20 protein-coding genes and 1 other annotated feature are annotated in these 21062 nt (G+C 34.4%); of the genes, 2 read left to right on the top strand and 18 right to left on the bottom strand.

The window, feature by feature from the left end:
- Window positions 1-35: 35 nt before the first annotated feature.
- From MHI00_RS06280 to MHI00_RS06250, 7 genes are all read right to left on the bottom strand, one after another.
- On the bottom strand, window positions 36-185 hold the full coding sequence (locus tag MHI00_RS06280) for a teichoic acid D-Ala incorporation-associated protein DltX (protein ID WP_010054039.1): 150 nt from the start codon (window positions 183-185) through the stop codon (window positions 36-38).
- A gap of 520 nt (window positions 186-705) precedes the next feature.
- Window positions 706-2514: an excinuclease ABC subunit UvrC gene (gene uvrC, locus MHI00_RS06275; protein ID WP_341112067.1), complete on the bottom strand. Its 1809-nt coding sequence runs from the start codon at window positions 2512-2514 to the stop codon at window positions 706-708.
- A 398-nt stretch (window positions 2515-2912) separates the two neighbouring features.
- Window positions 2913-3650 (bottom strand): alpha/beta fold hydrolase, encoded by a 738-nt coding sequence (locus tag MHI00_RS06270; protein WP_341112064.1) that lies wholly within the window; start codon window positions 3648-3650, stop codon window positions 2913-2915.
- A 206-nt stretch (window positions 3651-3856) separates the two neighbouring features.
- Complete coding sequence (gene trxA, locus MHI00_RS06265; protein ID WP_010054034.1) at window positions 3857-4168, bottom strand: thioredoxin; 312 nt, start codon at window positions 4166-4168, stop codon at window positions 3857-3859.
- A 153-nt stretch (window positions 4169-4321) separates the two neighbouring features.
- A complete protein-coding gene (locus tag MHI00_RS06260) occupies window positions 4322-6688 on the bottom strand; it encodes an endonuclease MutS2 (RefSeq protein WP_015076824.1) in 2367 nt (788 codons plus the stop codon).
- A 496-nt stretch (window positions 6689-7184) separates the two neighbouring features.
- Complete coding sequence (locus MHI00_RS06255; protein WP_010050841.1) at window positions 7185-7730, bottom strand: CvpA family protein; 546 nt, start codon at window positions 7728-7730, stop codon at window positions 7185-7187.
- Between the two features lie 34 nt (window positions 7731-7764).
- A complete protein-coding gene (locus tag MHI00_RS06250; RefSeq protein ID WP_057000759.1) occupies window positions 7765-8058 on the bottom strand; it encodes a cell division protein ZapA in 294 nt (97 codons plus the stop codon).
- Between the two features lie 248 nt (window positions 8059-8306).
- On the opposite strand from MHI00_RS06250, the gene rnhC reads away from it, so the two are divergent.
- Window positions 8307-9260 carry a ribonuclease HIII gene (gene rnhC / locus MHI00_RS06245; protein WP_341112049.1) on the top strand — a complete coding sequence of 318 codons (954 nt, stop codon included), beginning with the start codon at window positions 8307-8309 and terminating at the stop codon, window positions 9258-9260.
- 46 nt (window positions 9261-9306) lie between these two features.
- Here rnhC and MHI00_RS06240 read toward each other — a convergent pair whose 3' ends face one another.
- The 7 genes from MHI00_RS06240 to MHI00_RS06210 all read right to left on the bottom strand — a co-directional run bounded on the left by MHI00_RS06240 (window position 9307) and on the right by MHI00_RS06210 (window position 16841).
- Window positions 9307-10617 (bottom strand): APC family permease, encoded by a 1311-nt coding sequence (locus MHI00_RS06240; protein WP_341112047.1) that lies wholly within the window; start codon window positions 10615-10617, stop codon window positions 9307-9309.
- Between the two features lie 328 nt (window positions 10618-10945).
- Window positions 10946-13363, bottom strand: coding sequence for a phenylalanine--tRNA ligase subunit beta (gene pheT, locus MHI00_RS06235; protein WP_341112045.1), 2418 nt, complete (start codon window positions 13361-13363; stop codon window positions 10946-10948).
- A gap of 6 nt (window positions 13364-13369) precedes the next feature.
- Complete coding sequence (pheS, locus tag MHI00_RS06230; protein WP_010050834.1) at window positions 13370-14416, bottom strand: phenylalanine--tRNA ligase subunit alpha; 1047 nt, start codon at window positions 14414-14416, stop codon at window positions 13370-13372.
- 62 nt (window positions 14417-14478) lie between these two features.
- Window positions 14479-14735, bottom strand: a binding site (T-box leader).
- Window positions 14736-14831: 96 nt separating this feature from the next.
- Window positions 14832-15413 carry an NAD(P)H-dependent oxidoreductase gene (locus MHI00_RS06225; RefSeq protein WP_015076833.1) on the bottom strand — a complete coding sequence of 194 codons (582 nt, stop codon included), beginning with the start codon at window positions 15411-15413 and terminating at the stop codon, window positions 14832-14834.
- Complete coding sequence (locus MHI00_RS06220; RefSeq protein WP_010050830.1) at window positions 15410-15847, bottom strand: MerR family transcriptional regulator; 438 nt, start codon at window positions 15845-15847, stop codon at window positions 15410-15412. The genes MHI00_RS06225 and MHI00_RS06220 overlap by 4 nt, the downstream gene beginning before the upstream one ends.
- A gap of 149 nt (window positions 15848-15996) precedes the next feature.
- Window positions 15997-16242 carry a DUF4318 domain-containing protein gene (locus MHI00_RS06215; RefSeq protein WP_341112041.1) on the bottom strand — a complete coding sequence of 82 codons (246 nt, stop codon included), beginning with the start codon at window positions 16240-16242 and terminating at the stop codon, window positions 15997-15999.
- A 266-nt stretch (window positions 16243-16508) separates the two neighbouring features.
- Complete coding sequence (locus MHI00_RS06210; RefSeq protein ID WP_010050826.1) at window positions 16509-16841, bottom strand: winged helix-turn-helix transcriptional regulator; 333 nt, start codon at window positions 16839-16841, stop codon at window positions 16509-16511.
- Between the two features lie 467 nt (window positions 16842-17308).
- Between MHI00_RS06210 and MHI00_RS06205 the strand changes: the two genes are divergently transcribed.
- Window positions 17309-17749, top strand: coding sequence for an NAD(P)H-dependent oxidoreductase (locus MHI00_RS06205; protein WP_341112040.1), 441 nt, complete (start codon window positions 17309-17311; stop codon window positions 17747-17749).
- A 37-nt stretch (window positions 17750-17786) separates the two neighbouring features.
- Here the strand turns inward: MHI00_RS06205 and MHI00_RS06200 are convergent, their stop codons facing one another.
- The 4 genes from MHI00_RS06200 to MHI00_RS06185 form a co-directional block, all read right to left on the bottom strand.
- Window positions 17787-18890: a DUF4349 domain-containing protein gene (locus MHI00_RS06200; RefSeq protein WP_341112037.1), complete on the bottom strand. Its 1104-nt coding sequence runs from the start codon at window positions 18888-18890 to the stop codon at window positions 17787-17789.
- Window position 18891: 1 nt separating this feature from the next.
- A complete protein-coding gene (locus tag MHI00_RS06195) occupies window positions 18892-19425 on the bottom strand; it encodes a sigma-70 family RNA polymerase sigma factor (protein WP_010050821.1) in 534 nt (177 codons plus the stop codon).
- 174 nt (window positions 19426-19599) lie between these two features.
- Window positions 19600-20115, bottom strand: a complete 516-nt coding sequence (locus MHI00_RS06190; RefSeq protein ID WP_010050820.1) for an HD domain-containing protein — start codon at window positions 20113-20115, stop codon at window positions 19600-19602.
- 124 nt (window positions 20116-20239) lie between these two features.
- Window positions 20240-21004: a TrmH family RNA methyltransferase gene (locus MHI00_RS06185; RefSeq protein ID WP_010050818.1), complete on the bottom strand. Its 765-nt coding sequence runs from the start codon at window positions 21002-21004 to the stop codon at window positions 20240-20242.
- Window positions 21005-21062 lie beyond the last annotated feature (58 nt).

Here is a 21062-nt window from a genome sequence, read left to right as displayed (position 1 = left end):
TTACTTAAGTAAAAACAGCGGCCCTCCTTTTTTATCTAGAATTCATTGTAAATAAAATTCCCACTATTTGTGTTAGTATAATCATATAAGTAAACTAGAATTAGTAATACAACAAAATAAAAAACAGTTTTAGCACAAAAAATAAAAATTTGATTTTCTTTTAATTTTTGAAGTTTGGCAAACATTTTGAAAACCTCCAATCATAAAATGTTGAACTAGTTGTTCTAGGCTCAACTAGAAAATAGATGCTTGATAAAAGAGCATTTAGTGAGGTGTTTATCATTACCCCTCTACCTCAAGAGCTACTGCTAAAAACTAACTTTATTCAAACATATCCCCCTAGGTTGCTCTTAAATATTATTTCAAATATTACATTTCCATTACGTGTCAAATCATTTTAACACTTATCCGATTGATTTCCTATAGGAAAATTCATAGGATTTCCTAACATTTTTGTCACTTGTGTTAAGAAACCTATAAGAATATAATTTTTTTTATAAAAACAGGATGAATACAAATAACTTAGCTAAATAGTTCATTTTTTGATAAGTACTTTCCCTACTAATAATAGGGAATTAAAACTATTCCAGCATCCGTCTTAAGGTTGATTTCCTTCTCCCACCTTTGCCCAATATGTACGGTTTAAAGACAGAAAAATAGGAATAAAATCTACATAAATTAGAAGACTTTACTCCTGCTTCATTTTTATTTATCTGAATCTAATTCCGGATTTAATTCAGGTTGCTTAAATTTCTCATAGACATTTTCTGCAACATTTTTAGGCAAGCCAATAGCTTTTAACTCTTCAATACTAGCCCCTTGAATATTTTTCATCGACTTAAAGGCTTTTAAAAGATTTTTTTTACGTGTTGGACCAAGTCCATCAATCCCATCTAATTTTGAAGCAAAGCTATTTTTGTTTCGCAATTGACGATGGAACGTGATCGCAAAACGGTGGACTTCATCTTGAATTCGTTGTAGCAAGAAAAATTCCTGACTATTTCGCTTCAAAGGAATAGTTTGCAATTCTGGACCAAATAATAATTCGCTTGTTCGATGTTTATTATCTTTAGCTAGGCCAGCAATTGGAATATCTAAGCCTAACTGATTTTCTAAAACTTCCCTAGCTGCGTCAACTTGCCCTTTTCCACCATCAATAACAACTAAGTCTGGCAAAGGTAGGTCTTCTTTCAAAACTCTTGCATACCGTCGATAGATTACTTCACGCATAGAGGCATAATCATCAGGCCCGACAACCGTCTTAATTTTGTATTTTCGATATTCATTTCTGGCTGGTTGACCGTCTAGAAATACAACCATTGCTGAAACTGGATCAACCCCCATTGTATTAGAGTTATCAAAAGCTTCAATTCGGCTAGGTAAGGGAATGTTCATTGCATCACCTAACTTTTTAACGGCTCCATAAGTACGTTCTTCTTTCTTTTCAATTAAAGAGAATTTCTCGGATAAGGAGACTGCTGCATTTTTATTAGCAAGTTCAACCAATTCTTTTTTCTGACCACGTTTTGGTTGCAGAACATTCGCCGTCACTAAGGCTTCAACGCTTTTAGCATCGCTATCTTTAGGGATTAAGATTTCTTTTGGAATAAAATGGTGATTTTTTTGATAAAACTGACCAATAAAAGCTAAAAAGTCTTCTTCTGGTTCATTATAAAATGGGAAAAGTGAAACATCTCGTTCAATTAATTTGCCTTGACGAACAAAAAATACTTGTACACACATCCAGCCTTTATCAACTGCATAACCAAAAACATCTCGATCAACAAAGTCGGCACTTGTCATCTTTTGTTGCTCCATTGTTGTCACAATAGAATTGATTTGATCTCTAAATTCAGCAGCTTTTTCAAATTCAAGATTAAGACTAGCTTGTTGCATTTTTTCTTCTATCTCTTGTTTTACTTCTTGATAACCACCATTTAAAAAACGTTTAATCTCTTCGACCATTTCAGTGTAAGTTTCTTTGGGAATTTCTTGGATACAAGGCGCTAAGCATTGACCCAAATGGTAATATAAACAAACCCGATTAGGCAAAACTTTACACTTACGAAGCGGATATAATTTATCCAATAACTTTTTCGTTTCATTTGCAGCTTTAACATCTGGATAAGGACCAAAATAAGTGGCTTTATCTTTTAAGACTTTACGAGTAATCAATAATCTAGGATATTTTTCATTCGTAATTTTAATAAAAGGATAGGTTTTATCATCCTTTAACATGATATTGTATTTAGGATCATTTTTTTTAATCAAATTAATTTCCAGCAACAAAGCTTCGATATTTGACCCTGTAACAATATATTCAAAATCAGCAATTTCACTAACCAGACGTTCAGTTTTCGTATCATGGCTACCTCGAAAATAAGAGCGCACACGATTTTTCAAAATTTTCGCCTTGCCAACATAAATAATAGTACCATTCTTATCTTTCATCAAATAGCATCCTGGTTGATTAGGTAGCAGAGCCAATTTGTGCTCAATATGTTCATTCTTCATTTGATAGTAACACCTCCATAAAAAGCTCATTGAGCCGGTTAGCTCCGGCAAGAAAATAGGAAAAATTGATGGGGCGCTTTTTGCCACTTCAAATTTTTATCTTTTTCTCGAGGAGTTGGCTCATAAGAGCTAGCCTGATAAAAAGCTCGTTGAGCTGGTTAGCTCTATTAAAAGCTTGTTGAGTTCGCTCAGGCTCGATTGAAGAATAGGGAAATTTGATGTGACGCTTTTTGTCACCTCGAAATTTCATCTTTCTTCCGAGAGGCTAACTCAAATAAGCTCCTTGAGCCATTCAACTCTGGCAGAAAACAAGAAAACCCCTCTGATTCTCGAAAGTTTTATCACTTCAAAAAACTCACCCATAATAAAAAATAATGCCAGACTTTTGCATATAGTTATTAGTGAGGATTTACCTCAGTCTTATCCGAATTAAACAGCAAAAATTCCAAGGCTAATTTGTTAAACATTTCTGGATGCTTCATAATTAAAAAATGATCCGCAGCTGGAATAATGGCTAGCTGAGCATTGGGAATTGACTCAGCAATTAATATCGTATGCTCTTCTTCAATCATATCCTTTTCTCCAGCAATTACCAATGTTGGAACATTTATTGTTTTGAGTTGATCTGTTGTTAAATTTAATTGTTTTAACATTAGATCAATAATTTGTTTACGTTGGTTAAATTTCGAACTAAAATTCGCTAAAAACGCCGTTGTACGATAGGCTAATTTCACTCCTAAAAAAGATGTTTTTTTCATCCCTTTTGGTTCCAAATTTGCTCCAATTAAAATTAAGGATTTTACATAACTTGGATGCTTCACAGTCAAATACATAGCGCTATTTCCACCGTCACTAAATCCAATAAAATCAGCTTTTTCAATTGATAAATAGTCTAATACGGCCACAATGTCCAAAGCAATTCGTGTGAAATTCAAAATATCCGTACCATGTTCTGATCGTCCATGACCTCGTGTATCAATAGCAATGACTTGGTAATGATCACTGAAAAATAAAATTTGCTTTTCAAAAATACGACTGTCTTCCCCGTTTCCATGTAATAAAACTAAAGGGGACCCTTTGCCATTTATCCGAAAAAAAATTTCTGTTCCCTCAACTGGGATATAGACTGATTTCATAAAAAAACTCCTTAGTAGAACTAACTTATATTTAACTTACAAACGTATATATTACTAATTTCATTTTAAATGTATACAAAAGCAACAATCCTATCTTACCACTTTTTCACTATTTAGTCATTGTTAAAAAAAAGTTGTTATTCATTTTTCACAACTAAAAAGCTTCACTTTCTCAAGTACTTGAGAAAGTGAAGCTTCCTTTAAAACTAAGCGTACTTAGCGATAATTTCTTCTAATTGTTCTTTAGCATGGTAGCCAACTAATTTTTCAACTACTTCGCCATCTTTTTTAACTAACAACGTTGGGATACTCATAATTCCAAAATCAGCTGGAACTACTGGATTGGCATCCACATCCATTTTTACGATTTTAACTTTATCGCCAATTTCTGTTTCTAATTCATCTAGGACTGGAGATTGCATACGACATGGACCACACCAAGTTGCCCAAAAATCTGTAATAACTAATCCCTCTTTTGTTTCTGTTTCAAATGTTTTATCTGTTACTGCTAATACCATAATTAATTCCTCCTCGTTATTTTCTCAAAAACTTAGTCTATTAAGTCTAAGTTCGAGTATATCTAGTTACTTTTAACTTATAATTTGTAAGCTTAATGTTATTATAGCAAAAGTAAGGGTAAAAAACTAAATTTTTGCTTCATTATTTATTTTTTAGCTAAAATAAACAATGGTCGCTCCATTTCCACCTTGATTTTGCGGAGCAGTTTCAAATTTTTTCACTGAACGATGATTTTTAAGTGCTTCTGTAACGCCTTGTCTTAATGCTCCAGTGCCTTTTCCATGAACAATAGTGACTTGTGGGTAACCCGCTAATAAGGCTGCATCTAAATATTGGTCCATTTCACTTAAGGCTGACTCATAACGTTCGCCACGTAAATCTAATTGTGTTGATACATGACTATCATTGCTAGAACGAACCGTCGCAACCATTTTACGTGTTGGCTCTTTCTCTGGTTGCGCTAAGGTCATGTCGCTCTCTTTGATTTTCATTTTTAGAATCCCTAATTGAACTAGCCAATTATTGCCTTCGACTTTCTCCATTAGAGTTCCTCTTTGTCCATATGAAGCGACGATTACTTCGTCCCCTTTTTTAAATTGTTGTTTTGCTTTAGCTTTTTTTAGAACTTTATTCTTCGTTAGTGTTTCTTCATGATGAAGATTTGCTAATTTTGATTTAGCGTCAATCAATTCATGCTCTTTAATTCCGCCTTCAAATTGACCAGTTAGCTGCATTTTACGTAAGTCACTCACGATTTTACTGGCTTCTTCTTCAGCTTCTGAAACTATTTGATTCGCCTTTTCACGAGCTTTTTTGACTAAGTCTTCTCGTTCGCCAAAAAATTGCTCTAATGCTGTCGTTAAGTCTTGATAGAGCGTTTCTGCTTCTTCAACATATTGTCGAACTTCATGGTATTCCATTTCAGTCATTTTACGGCGATTCTCTAAATCCGCAATCATTTCATTTAAATTTTGACTTTCGCCATCAATTAAACTTCTAGCAGAGTCAATAACTGCAGTATCTAAGCCCAAACGTTTTGAGATTTCAAAGGCATTACTTCGACCTGGCACACCAATTAATAAGCGATAAGTTGGACTAAGTGTTTCCACATCAAATTCCATACTTGCATTGATGGTTCCAGGACGATTATAACCATAGGCTTTCAATTCTGGATAATGAGTAGTGGCCATAACATAACTGCCCACGGCCCCAACTTGATCTAAAATCGCAATAGCTAAAGCTGCACCTTCTTGGGGATCCGTTCCAGCACCTAATTCATCAAATAGAATCAGGCTTTTATCATCAATTTTATTCAAAATCGAAACAATATTTGTCATATGAGATGAAAAAGTACTTAAGCTTTGCTCAATAGATTGTTCATCCCCGATGTCAGCAAATACTTCTGTAAATATCCCCATTTGACTACCTTCAGCCACAGGCAGTTGCAAACCCGATTGGCCCATTAGTTGCAATAACCCTAATGTTTTCAAAGTAATTGTTTTCCCACCAGTATTTGGTCCTGTGATAACCAAAGCTTGATAGTCTCCACCAATTAAAATGTCATTTGCCACTGCTTGTTTTTCATCAATAAGTGGGTGACGTGCTTGAATGAAACGGACATCATTTTCTTCATTAACTAACGGCCTAGTTGCTTTGATATTTTTACCATATGCAGCCTTAGCACCAATAAAATCTAACTTTCCTAACAGAAACATGTTATTTAAAATTTCGGCACCATAAGGAGCTATTTCATTTGATAGCTCAGCCAAAATCCGATCAATTTCTTGTCGTTCTTCTATTTGAAGTTGACGTAGTTTATTATTTAAATCAACCACACTTTGTGGTTCAATAAATAAAGTTTGCCCAGTCGAACTTTGATCATGAACAACACCACCAAAATGGTTACGGTATTCTGCTTTTACAGGAATTACATAGCGATCATTTCGCATAGTTACAAGTGCATCACTTAAATACTGAGCATTTTTTCCTCTGATAAGACTATCTAACTTTTCACGGATATTACTTTCTGAACGTTTCATTCCCGTTCTAATCCCTTTTAAAGCTTGACTTGCATCATCCATGACGTGTCCATCTTCATCAATTGCTTCACGAATCATTTGATTTAAAGTAGGCAATGTAACTAATTTAGCTACGAGCTCATAGAGTCTAAACAATTCTACGCCGATTTCTGATAAATCATCAAAAAAGCGTGTCACTTCTGTAGTTGTTCGCAAAACTTTCCCAATTTGAGCAATTTCAATCCCATTCAACATTGCGCCGATTTCTAAACGTTTTAAATGAGGTTTAATATTTTGTAATTTAGGAATTGGCATCCCGCCTTTTAAGCGTAACAACTTAGCTCCATCTTCCGTTTCTTCTTGCCATTGTTGAACTTTAGTAAGATCTGTCGCTGGCATTAATTCTTCGACTTCCACTCGTCCTAATTCTGAGGCGGTGTAAGCGATTAAAGCTTTTTTTATTTTATCAAACTCTAGAGTTTGCATAATTTTTGTATTCAACTGATTCACTCCTATATAAAAAGTTTGTTGAGTCGGGTAGCTCCGTTAAGAAAATAGGGAAAATTGATATGGCGCTTTTTGCCATCTCGAATTTTTATCTTTTTCTCGAGGAGTTGACTCATAAGAACTAGCCTGATAAAAAGTTTGTTGAGCCGGTTAGGCCTGGCAGAAAAATAGAAAATTCCAAGAAAAGTCGCTCTTTACTTTTTTGGGAATTTATCTTTTTTCCGAAGAACTGGCTCATAAGAACTAGCCATGATAAAAAGTTTGTTGAGTCGGGTAGCTCCGGTAAGAAAATAGGAAAAATTGATATGGCGCTTTTTGCCATCTCGAATTTTTATCTTTTTCTCGAGGAGTTGACTCATAAGAACTAGCCTGATAAAAAGTTTGTTAACTCATTCAATCTTAACAAAAAACAAGTTAGCTATTCAATTCATCCGCATTGTAACGCTAAGAAAAAACGCCCTCCATAACTAAATCATGAAGAGCGTGACTATTACTTAATTGTTCCAATCCACCAATTATAGATTTGATTGGATAAAATTGGTGTATTTTTTACAATCATCTGAGCCAAACCACTTTGTCCTAATGCATTTTGAATACTTTCCATTGGAATCATTGCTAAAATACTCAAAATTAGAAAGACTGCAGTGTAAGAGACGACAAAACCTAACATGCCTCCACCTAAATAATTAGCTTGTCTAACTATCGGAAAAAAGGTCAATGAATTTAAAAAGGAACCAACAAATCTAGTCAGCAACCAGCCTACAAAAATAATCAGCATAAATGCTACTGCATTGTAAAAAGCTTTATCCAATTCTAATCCAAGACTATGATCAAAAAATACAAACGTACTATTTTCAGTTGCTGAGGGATAAGGCACAAATAATTCTAGTTGTGATCCTAATCTTATATAATATATTCTTGCAACTAAATAGGATAGTAAATAACCAATTGTTAGAACGATTTGTAATACTAGGCCTCTTCTTGCCCCGCTATAAAAACCAATTGCTATAATTAATATAATTCCTAATGAAAGCATTCATCTCATCCTTTTCTAAACAGAGCTGACTAGACTACTCTTTTGTTTCAGCCATTTCTAACTGATTAATTTTCTCTTGTAATTCTTCCATTTCAAGTTGCATATTTTCCATTTTTATTTGCATTTCCAATTGATCAGACACAGCATTAACAGCTGCTAATACCGCAATTTCTTCTAAATCTAGTCCGGTTGTTAAAGCTTTGATTTGATGTATCTGTTCATCCACCGTATTGGCCACTAATTGAAGGTGTTCAATTGGTCTAGAGCCAACGATGGTATAGGATTTTCCTGCAATGGTTGCTTTGAAACGTTTTTTACCACCTGACATTGCATATTCCTCCTAGTTTAAAAGCTTCTCGCCTATCGAATTTTTCTATTTTATTAAAAAGACTGATAGTATAAGATAGCTTAATTGACATTTCTCTCATTTTAACATGAATTCGAAAGGAGTGGCATCTTTTTTAGAAATAATTATAAAATTAATGCCAAAAAAGCCTTTTTCAACTGAAATATTCTTCATCTCTATTCTTAAATATGCTAAACTAAAAAGAAAGTCTGTTAGAAATGAGTGAACTTATGGCAAATGAAGTCATCTTAGTTGATAAAAAAACGGTTTTAGAAATGAAGAATTATTATCAAAGTGTTTTAAAATCTCAAACGCCTCCAGGAGCGGTTTTTGCTGCAAAAAAAAACACAGTGAATGTAACTGGCTATAATTCTGGTAAGGTACTTTTTCAAGGTGCTTCGGCTTCTCAGGAAGCACAAATTTGGTCTAGCAAAGTCATAGATACTGGTTCAACCACAAAAAAGAAAGCTTCCTCCAGTAAAAAACCAATTGATACACCTTTACCTAGTGGTTTTAGTAATTGGTCAGTGATTGGAAGTGACGAGGTTGGAACGGGTAGCTATTTTGGACCTTTAACAGTCGTGGCTGCTTTTGTTTCTAAAGAGCAAATCCCACTTTTAAAAGAGCTAGGTGTAAAAGACTCTAAAGATTTAAAGGACCCACAAATTTGTGCTATCGCAAAAGATTTATTGACGTTTTTACCTCATAGTTTGTTAAATGTTATGCCTGAAAAATACAATAAAATTCAGCCAACTATGACTCAAGGAAAAATGAAAGCTGTCTTGCATAATCAAGCGTTGGGTAATGTCTTAGCTAAAATACAACCTGAGATTCCTGATGCGATTTTAATTGATCAATTTGAACTTCCTAGCACTTATTATAAACATATTGCTGATCAACCAAATCAAATCAAAGATAAAGTCTATTTTCAAACTAAAGGTGAAGGTCATCATCTAGCGGTTGCCGCTGCTTCAATTTTAGCACGTTATGCCTTTTTAAAAGGGCTTGAAGAGATGTCTAAAGATGCCGGTACAACGATTCCGTCTGGTGCTGGTAGCACTGCCGACTTAGTTGCTGCTAGGCTCTTAAAACGTGGAGGTATCAACCTTTTAGGTAAATACGCTAAACTACACTTTGCAAATACCGAGAAAGCAAAAAAAAATGCTGGTTTAAATAAAAAATAACTTAAAAAAGAAGATTGCCAAGCATTTATGCCTGCAATCTCTTTTTTTATTTCTTTTGACTATATAAATAAACTGGCAGGCCCAATAAAGTTAAACCTAGTCCTAATAAGGCATTAGCAGGCTGTACATATAACGTATTCAAGATAATGTAAAATCCACCTAAGATAGCAATCAAGGGTACAACTGGATAAAATGGAACCTTATATGGACGTTCAATACTAGGAGCTGTCTTCCTTAGTTTAATCACTGCCAAAAATGTCAACGTATTAAAAATCCAAATAACAAAAACAATTAAGTCTGTCAGCTGATTAAATTGTCCTGATATAATCATTATAATTGAAATCAAAAGCATCACAATACCGCCATTTACTGGCATGTTTCCTGTTTTACCTAGTTTTCCAAACCATTTGCTAAAAGGCAATAGATTTTGACTAGCTAATGTATACGGAATACGTAATCCAGAGATGGTGTATCCATTGATTCCACCAAAAACCGAAATTAAAATTCCAATGGTTACTAATTTCCCACCAAAATTACCAAATAAAAGATGCGCCACTGCTGCTGCAGGAGTATCTGTAGCAGCCAATTGACCTGCGTCTAAAACAAAAAGATACGCTACATTAATCAAAATATAGATAGCTGTAACAATTGATAATCCTCCAATAATAACTTTAGGCAAGACCTTACCAGGATTCTTCATTTCCCCAGCTAATGTTCCAACATTCATCCAACCATCATAGGCAAAAACTGTTGCAACTAAAGCTGAACCTAAACTTGTTACAAAAGGATGATCTGTTGCGCTTATTGGAAACAACCGGACAACGCCACCACCAGAATAGACTAAACCGGCGATAATAATAACCGCAATCGGAATTAGTTTTAAAAAAGTAGCTATATTTTGCACAAATCCACCATATTTTGTTCCTAATAAATTTAACCCCATTACACCAGCAGCAACTATAATTGCAATTGGAACAATAATACCATCTTTTAAATCAAACAAACTAACAACTTGAGTTGCAAAAATAATAGCTAATGCAGCAATATTAGCTGGGAAATAAACAATCATTTGCGCCCAACCAACTAAAAAACCTAACCATTTTCCAAAAACTTTTTCTAAATAAATCATCATACCGCCAGTTTCAGTGTAGATGGTCCCGATCTCTGCAACGGTTAAACCGCCTGCGATAGCAATAATACCACCTAAAATCCAAGCGATTAATCCTAACCCTGGTGATCCTGCAGCACCATATACTGCCGTTGGTTTAAAAAATATTCCTGCACCAATAACAGTTCCAACAACTACTGTTAAGGCTGTTAAACTGCTTACTTCTTTTTTTAACTGTCTTTCGCTCATAAGATGCTCCTTAAATAAAAAGTTTGTTGAGCCGGTTAGCTCCAGCAAGAAAATAGAAAAAATTGATAGGACGCTTTTTGTCCTCTCGAATTTTTATCTTTTTCTCGAGGAGTTGGCTCATAAGAACTAGCCTTAATAAAAAGTTTGTTGAGCCGGTTAGCTCCGGCAAGAAAATAGGAAAAATTGATAGGACGTTTTTTGTCCTCTCGAATTTTTATCTTTTTCTCGAGGAGTTGGCTCATAAAACTAGCCTTGATAAAAATTGTATAGTCTTCTTAAATAAATAAGAGACTCTATTGAGTTAATAGAGTCTCTCATCTAATTCTAATTATCTTACCACAACATGGAAGGTTTCTACTAGTGCTTTTTGAACTTTATCAAAAGCAAGTGTCACTTCTTCTTCAACTAAAGTAGCTTCTGGATTTAAATAAGATAATTTATAGGCCATTGATTTTTTACCCGCTTCAATTTTATCTCCATTATAGATATCAAATAAATGGACATCAGCCAAATATTTTCCACCTTTAGCTTCAATCAACTGAGTAATCTCTTGATTCGTAACAGCTTCATTTACTAACAAAGCAATATCACGAGTCATGCCTGGGTACTTAGGAATCGTTTGATAGATTGTCGGTTTTTTCTCACTATCAAGTACTTTTTGTAAATTAATTTCAAAACCATAAGTGTCTTTTAAATCATATTCTTTTGCGCGTAGTGGGTGAATTTGACCTAAATAACCAATTTCAGTTTCTCCAACTAAGATTGTTGCTGTGCGTCCTGGATGCATGCCATCACGATTTTGATCTGCTTGATATGAAATGTCAGCAGTAAAACCATAAGTGTCAAGTAATCCTTCGATAATTCCTTTTAAGAAAAAGAAATCTACCGGTTTTCCATTACCATGCCAATCATTTTTCACTTGCAAACCTGTCAATACTCCAGCTAAATGTTCTTCTTCAATTGGTAAAACGCGTCCTTCTTCATGATAAAATACACGACCCACTTCATACAAAGCTACATCTTGATTCTTACGAGCTATATTGTAGTGAACATCATCTAATAAACCACTTAATAAATTCATTCGCAATGTGCTACGATCTTCTGTCATTGGTAAGTCTAACAAGGTCGGCTGACTTTCTTGTAGCATAAATTGTTGTGCCTTTTCTGTTGTTGTTAACACATAACTGATGGCTTGCGACAATCCTGCCCCCTCTAAATAGTGTCTAGTATGACGAACTAAACGCTGTTTTGGACTAAGACTACTTGCAGTTGTGCGCCCTTTTGGTAACGTTGAAGGAAGATTATTGTACCCGTAAATTCGAGCTACTTCTTCTATCAAATCAGCCTCGATTGAAATATCCCAACGACGTGGGGGAATCACAACTTCAAACAACCCGTCTGCATGGTTCACTCCAAAGCCTAAACGTTGGAATATCGCCACAACTTCAGAACTAGTAATATCTGTCCCTAATGAACCATTAATTCTTTCTAGAGTAATGTTTAATGCAACATCAATTGCTTTTAGTTCGCCTTTTGATGCTACGCCTGAAACCACTGTCCCACCTGTTAATTCAGCAATTAAACTAGCTGCATGTTTAGATGCTTCTATTACAGTAGCTTTATTAATCCCTTTTTCAAAACGCGAGCTTGATTCACTGCGTAAATTTAATGCTTTAGCCGTTTTACGAATTGAAATGGGTTCAAAAACAGCTGATTCTAAAGCAACAGTTACCGTTTGGTCGATTATTTCAGAATCTAATCCACCCATAACTCCAGCTAATGCTACTGGTTTTTCACCATTTGTAATCACAATCATTTCACTTGTTAATTCTTGCTTCTTATCATCTAAAGTAACTAATTCTTCCCCAGTGTTTCCCCGACGAACAACAATCTCTTTTGAACCTAAACGATCATAATCAAACGCATGTAAAGGTTGGCCATATTCTAATAAAATATAATTCGTAACGTCAACAACATTATTAATTGGGCGAATTCCAGCATTCATTAATTTTGTTTGCAACCACATAGGGCTTTCTGCAATCTTCACATCTTTAATGACTCGAATTGTATAAATCGGTGCATCTTCTTTAGCTAATACATCAACAGTTAAATAATTTTCAATTGTATCATCTGCTGCTTCATTTAAAGCAAAGTCTTTAAATTCTGGTTTTTGATTGTAAATAGCACCAACTTCATAAGCGACTCCTCGCATACTTAAAGCATCTGCTCGGTTTGGAGTAATGGATAAATCTAAAATCGCATCGTCCATTGCTAAAATTGGAAAAACACTCTCTCCTGGAATCGCATCTTCAGGTAAAATATAAATGCCTTCTGCATATTTTTTAGGAACAACATTTTCAGAAAAAGCTAATTCTTGTAACGAACAAATCATTCCATTTGAAACTTCACCACGCATTTTACTTTTTTTAATTTTAGCATTTCCAACAATTCTAGCGCCTGGTAATGCCACAATTACTTTTTGACCTGTCGCAATATTTGGTGCGCCACAGACAATTTGTGTGGGTTCCCCTTCTCCAATATCCACTTGACAAATATGCAAGTGATCTGAGTCTGGATGATCAACAACAGATAAAGTATGACCGACAACAATTTTTTTCAAACCTGTTTCGCCATAAAAAACATCCTCAACCTCAATTCCAGTCCGAGACATTTTATCTGCTAACGCATCTGGTGTGATTTCATCTAAATTTAAATATTCTTTTAACCATTGATAAGATACATTCATTTTCGTCTACTCCTTTACCTTGAATTGATTTAAGAATCTGACATCGTTTTGATAGAAATGACGAATATCATCAATTCCGTATTTCAACATGGCTACGCGATCTGGTCCTAATCCAAAGGCAAATCCACTATATTTCGCTGCATCAATACCTGCCATTTCTAAGACATTTGGATGAACAATCCCAGCACCTAAAATTTCAATCCAACCTGTATGTTTGCAGACATTACATCCTGCTCCACCACATTTAAAGCAACTAACATCCACTTCTACTGAAGGCTCAGTAAACGGGAAATAACTAGGACGTAAACGAATTTCACGCTCTGCCCCAAAAAGATGCTTAGCAAATAATTCTAATGTCCCTTTTAAATCGCCCATTGTAATCTGTTCATCAACCACTAATCCTTCAATTTGATGGAACTGATGTGAGTGAGTTGCATCATCGCTATCTCGGCGATAGACACGTCCTGGACTAATCATTCGTAGTGGTCCTTTAGAAAAATCATGTTTTTCCATCGTTCTAGCTTGAACTGGTGAAGTATGGGTACGTAACAACACCTCTTCCGTAATATAAAAAGTATCTTGCATATCACGTGCTGGATGATCCTTTGGTAAATTCATCATTTCAAAATTGTAACGGTCCTCTTCAACTTCAGGACCTTCAATAATTGAATAACCCATACCAATAAACAAGTCTTCGATTTCTTCGATTATCTGAGTCAACACATGCGGTTGTCCCACCCCAACATGGTTACCTGGCAAAGTCACATCAACTGTTTCAGCTGCTAAAGCTTGATTAATTTTTTCCATCTCTAACAATGCTTTTTTCTCTTCTAGCATAGTCGTGATTTCGTCACGAACAACATTGGCTAAAGCCCCAATTTTCGGACGTTCCTCAGCTGATAAATCTTTCATCCCTCTAAGTACCTCTGTTAAGGGACCCTTTTTTCCTAAATATGCAACGCGGACTTGATTTAAACTATCTAAATTCTCAGAAGCCTTAATTTTTGCTAAAGCTTCTTCTTTTAACGCATCAATTTTTGCTTTTAACTCCATGTTCTCTACTCCTTTAGTTCATATTTTATTTTTGAGAACGACAAAAAGACCTCGTTCCCCATAAAAGGGACGAGGTCTGAAATCGCGGTACCACCCTTGTTCAATTCTATTATACCTAGAATTGCACTTCATTTAGATAACGGCAAAAGCCGGAACTTTTTTCACTACAAAGCACTAAATTTAATGCTTATTGTAATATCCCAAAGTCAACTCAGGAATTGAAATTTTCATTTAACTTCTCTAATCGATACTTCCAGCCATCGGCACCGACTCTCTTTTTAGAAAGGGCTAAATTACTTTTTTCCATCATTGTTTTATTTATATATTTAATTGTGTTGAACATACTCTCTTAGTTTACGAAAATTTTGGCAAAACGTCAAGTGGTAAAGAATATTTCCTTTATTTCTCAAACTTATTATAAATGAAACCAATCTTCTACTCTTTTTTTAATAAAGGCCGTACGTTGCTCTTGTGAGATTGTTTTGATTCTGCCTAAGTGACGCCACTTAACTCTACGAATCCCATTATCTTTTAGAGTTCTATTAATCAACACTTTTTGGATATAATTTCCAACAATATATTTTAAATACCATTTTGGCGAAGTTGCCGTTGTAATTAGATGGGTTCTTTTTATATGCGTTAATTTCCCAACTAAATGAGTTGCTTTTTCATCGTAAGCAAAATCTTTTAACATGACCTTATCAATAAAACCTTTAAAAATTGCGGGTAGCTCATACCACCAAATAGGTGAAATAATAATAAGCTCGTTGGTTTGATTTAAAATAGCTTGATACTTTGAGATCAGAGGATCCGTTGTCTCCCCTTTATTGTATAAAGCTAAATCTCCTTTAGTCATTATTGGCTGAAAATCATCTGCATATAAATCAATTAACTGATACTCCGTTTTCTCTTGTTTAAATTTTTCTTCAAAAGCCGTCAATAACGCTTTATTATAGCTACCTTCCCAAGGATGCACAAATAGTATGGTCGGTTTCATTTTATTCTCTCCTCTTCTTCTACAATATCTTGATAAATTGCTGTGACTTGCTGAACTAACGCCTTTTCATTTTCGGCATAATTTGCTGCTATGATGTTTGGTTTTAAAGAGTTTAGTAAACCTAAAAGCAATTGATCCTGTTTGATTCGTTGTGTAATTTGACGTTCCTTTTCTGTAATCAATTGATCTGATAATAGACTGCAATTTGGAGTTGATGGAACATCCAATAGTTGGATAAATTGCTTCATCTCATCGATAGAAAACCCCGCATGCTTCATGACCTTAATATATTTTATTTTTAAACTATCCACTTCGTCAAAGCAACGATAATTATTTTCACTACGTTTTGGTTGAATTAGTCCTACTCTTTCATAATAACGGATAGTTGAAATTGGCAGTAAAACTTCTTGAGCTAACCCTTTAATTGTATACATATCCTAATTCCTTTCTACCAGCTGATAAACAAAGTGTAACATTGAACCAAGGTTCAATGTCAACTGTTTCATTTAAATAAACTATTCTATGAAAAAAAACAGTTTCAATCAGAAGAATCCGGCTCTGATAAAACTGTTTTTTCTTTCCACTATTTAGTTTCTTTGACTTCTGTACAATTAATGAAATAACCACCTCGACTTTGAGCTTCATTAACTTCTGCTTGATAGAGAATACCATCTAAATAAAATGTTACAGGCTTTTTTTGACTAAGAAACTCTAATTTTTGACTCGGGCTAATGAATTCTTCAATTGACTGACAAACACTTTGGTTTGAACTTGGATAAACTTCCCCAGTTGCCTCAACAAGAAAACCTCTTTTGAAAAAATTATTCACTGTTTATTCCTCCTAGATAAAAAGTTTGTTGAGCCGGTTAGCTCTGACAAAAAGATAGGAAAATACACACAAAGTATCTTTTTACTTTGAGGGGATTTTATCTTCTTTTCGAAGAGTTGGCTCATAAGAACTATCCTCTTATTCTACTACATTGGTTGCTCTCTTTCTGACTACTTAGTTTTATAATCACTGTAAAATAAAGTAAGCCCTCATATGTGAATTCATATGAGGGCTTACCAATATGACTTATTTTATCTAAAGGATACTTAACCGACCCATTTATCCGCCCAACATTGAACTTCATCCATCACTGGTTTTAATGATTCGCCTTTTTCAGTTAAACTATACGCAACTCTAACTGGAGAATCGGGATAAACCGTACGTGTAACAATACCGCACTGTTCAAGCTCTTTTAATCTTTCTACCAAAACACGGTCACTAACACTAGGAATTTTAGCAGCCATATCTTTAAAGCGCTGAGGACCCTCTAATAAAACATCGATAATCAGACCCATCCATTTTTTACCTAAGATAGAAAATGTTTGTTCAAATTTTGGACAAATTGTTGCCTGCTTTTCTTCACATGTCTTTGTTTCCATACTCTTCACCTCTTTTTCATATTATAGCACCATTTGGTTATAAATAATAAGTAACTTGCTTTTATTTGTCATTTTTTATTTCTAACTACAGCTCTACTTTTATTCTAGGCTAATCATACCATTATTTTAGAGGAATTAAAAGAGACTAATTATTTATTAGTATCCATTCTTATCTCTCAAATTAGGTCCAAATGAATATTTTATTTTTTACAGAATATATTAGTTGCTTATTTTTAGTAACTATAGTATAGCCACTTATATAAAGTAAGTAAAAAATAATTGGAGGAATTTAACATGTCAAAAACAAATGTCGCTGTAATTTACTATAGTTCAACTGGTGGAAATACCCAAATGGCTCGTTGGGTGGCTGAAGCTGCTAAGGAAGCTGGTGCAGAAGTTCGTTAGTTAAAGCACATGAATTAGCTCCTGATGTTGCTATTGATTCAAATCCAATCTGGCGTAAAAATGTGACAGATACGGCTGATATTCCTGATGCAACTAGTGTTGATTTAGAATGGGCAGATGCTATTATTTTTAGTTCTCCTTCAAGATTCGATGTTATGGCTAGTCAATTGAAACAATTTATTGATTTACAAGGTGGGCTTTGGGCTGCTGGTAAATTAGCTAATAAAGCTGTTACGGCTATGGCAACTGCAGGGAATCCACATGGTGGACAAGAAGAAGTTATCCAAAGTATTTATACAGTTATGCAACATTGGAGTACTATTATCGTTCCAACTGGCTATATTAATCAAAGTACATTTGCTGCTGGTGGAAATCCTTATGGAACAAGTGCAACTATTGGAAATGAAGGCAATGTTGTGGACGCTGAAAACATTAAACCTGCTGTTTATGATCAAGCTAAACGTGTAACCGCAGTTGCTACAGCTTTGAAAAATAATCTTTAATCATTAAAAAGGCAAGGATTTTAATCCTTGCCTTTTTTTAGTTGTTTTTTTTAAGTTTTTTCTTCTTAACTAAATAGTAGCTACCAAAACCAATCAGACCAACCAGTAGTAGATAAAGACTATTCGCCAATATCCAGACAATTAAATTGATAAAAAATGTTTGAATTTGGATTAAACTATTTTTAAATCCTTCAGAAATACGCTCGCTAATAACTTCATTTTTAACACTTTCTGTATATGCCTTTACATCTCTTAAGCTGACATATATTGTTGTATAGTTTATTTGATTATCAAAACTACGTAATTGACTTTCTAAATTTTCTATTTCAACTCTAATTTCAGATAGTCTTTTTTCTAAAACAATCATTTCATCTACATTCGTTGCTTTACCAAGTAGCTCCATTAATTTATCTTGTTCAAGTAATAAAACCTTTTTACGAGATTCTGTATCTTGATAATTTAACGTAATATCTTGATTGGTTGTATTTTTAGAAATTATTCTGCCACTTTTTTCAATCAATGGTAAAACCTCTGCTACCTTTTCTTCTGGAATGCGTAAAACAAAATCTGCAGTACGATTATTGAATGAAGGACTTTCATTGGTTTCACCAAAAGGTTTCACTTCTGGACTTACTGACGATGGATTGCCATATAAACTATAATTTTCAATATAACCATTTGCCTTTTTTACAAGTGATTCAATTTCCTTAACACTCTTTGAAAACTCTTTACTTTCCAATTCCATTGAAACCGTAGAAATAATTTTCCGATTGGGATCAGTGACGGAACTGGCTTCATTATTCGTTTCAGCTTCTGGTTCATCAGTAGTATATTCCGCTTTTTCCTGAACTTTTGTATCTTCTGCTTGGTTTATTTTTGGAGTATTTTCAAGCATAGCTTTAGAATTTAATTCCGTCTGGCTCTCTGAAGAAGTGTACTCGCTATTCTTATTAACGTATAAAGTGACTCCTCCGACAGCCAATAGTCCAACACAAGCAACTGTTATGAAGCTTTTCTTTAACCAAAAGGGTTTTGATTTTGGACTTCTGCTGAGCCCGTCTTCAATTGCTTGAAAAACTTTATCAGTCGGTACATCTATTTTTTCAAATTCTTCTTTAATTTTTTTATCTAAATTATCCATCCTACTTCGCTCCTCCTAGTAGTTTTTTTAATGTTTTTCGGGCTTCATGTAAATTGTATTTGACGGTTCCTTCTGGATACATCACAATAGTCGCAATCTCTTTAATTGAAAAATCCTGAAAGTAAAATAAAATGACCACATTTTGATAATTCAATGGCAGTTTTTCAATCGCTTCAAATAAAGTTAGATGTTCAATTTGTTGTTGATTTGGATTCTCAGATTCACTACTAAATTTAGTTTGTGATACTTGATTAAGATCTTCTACCGGCTTCTTTTTATCTAACACATCATATGCACACCGAATCAAAATTTTAATTAACCACGTTTTAAAGTACTGATTTTCTTTTAATGTATCTAATTTCATAGTAACCTTATAGGCTGTTTCCTGGACAACATCTAAAGCATCTTGTTCGTTTTTAACATAAATAAGAGCAGTTTTATACATTTGCTGATAGTTCTCTTTCAAAAGCAATTCTAAAGCTTTACGATTGCCCTTTTTAGCTTTGCGAACTAATTTTTCTGTTTCTATTTCCACAATCTCCACTTCCTTTCACCCTATTAGACGCCATCTGTTGATAAATGGTTGGAATTTTTTATTATTTTATTTAAGTATAGCCGATTGACTCTATTTTCCCAATTTTTTACTTTTAATTAGGAAAGTAAAAAAAGACTGTTGATCCATCAAATTGATGAATCAACAGTCTTTTTTTTAAGATTGGACAGATAATTTTAGCTTGGACCATTTTTGTTTTACACTTGTTCTAGCTTTCCCCATCAAAGGGCTAAAAACTTCAGCACAAGCACAATATTTATCAACAAAAGTGACAACATAGCTTTCTTTATAACGAGGTGGAGCAATCGTAGCCAACCACATATGTTTCACGATAATATCGCGTTCTAAGTCAGTTAAAGGTGTTAGTTTTTCTGCATTTTCACAAGCTATTCGTGGATGGACAAAAGCATGAGTGCCTTCATCAAATTTTGTATCTCTCCAGTCATAGTAAAATAAATCATGTAGCAAACCAGCACGAGCTGTTGAACGTGCATTCCAACCAAATTTCTTGGCAATTCGGTAACTACGATAAGAAACACTAATTGAATGCTCTAACCTTGTCGTAAAGTGATGCTGAGTATATTCAGCAAGCTTTTGTACCTCTTCTCGATGAATTAAATCTTCAATGTATCCAAGATATTCAGTATCTGTCTTCCATTTTGCTTCGCTCATGCAACGCCTTCCTTTTCATTAGAGTTCAATCATTTTAGCTATCTACTATTTTACACTTAATCATTCCGTTTTAGAAGGTATATAACCTAAATTTACGAACTTTAAACAATCCTTAATAATTAGCTTAGTAACCTTCTGTCAAAGCAAACATCAAAATGCCGGCTGCTACAGCAACATTTAAGGATTCAGCTTGACCTACTATTGGAATATAGAGATTTTTTGTTGTTTGTTTTAAAAAGTCCTCACTTAATCCATTGCCTTCATTTCCCATGACGAGAGCAAATTGTTTTGCTCTAGGAATCGTTAAATAACTCGCAGCAGCTTCATTTAGTTCAGTCCCATAAACGGGAATTTTAGTAGCTTTCATTAAATCAAACCATTCTTGCAGGTCCCCTTGATAGATTGGTAAATGGAAATGGCTCCCTTGCATCGAACGAATGACTTTACTATTATATAAATCAACTGATCCTTTTCCTAAAACAACTCCGCCAAATCCTGCTGCATCGGCTGTACGAATCATTGTTCCAACATTCCCTGGGTCCTGAACGTTATCTAAAAATAGCAAAGGCTTGGTTAAATCGGGGTCATTTTCAGGTACTAGCATTTGAAGCACTGCAAAAACACCTTGAGAAGTCTCTGTCTCACTTAATTGCTTTGATATTTCTGCAGAAACTAAAATTTGTTTTTCAACTGGGTAGTCAATATCTAAATTTAGTTGTTTGTCTTCACTTATAATCAACTCGCTAATAGAAGCTTGATTTTTAATTGCTTCATCAATTAAATGAATTCCTTCAATTAAATAGGCTCCTGCTTGTTCTCGACCTTTTTTAGTCTGTAGTTTTTTCCAATTTTTTACTCGTTCATTTTTAGTTGAAAGAATTGTTTCCATTCTTGCTCTCACTCTTTTCTATGCTAGTTTCTACCTTCTATACTAACAAGAATCGAGC

Source organism: Carnobacterium sp. FSL E2-0243 (genome assembly GCF_038003605.1).
Classification (GTDB): Bacteria; Bacillota; Bacilli; order Lactobacillales; family Carnobacteriaceae; genus Carnobacterium; species Carnobacterium maltaromaticum.
The sequence above is the reverse complement of the archived record's forward strand: the minus strand, read 5'-3'. Positions and strand labels throughout refer to the sequence as shown.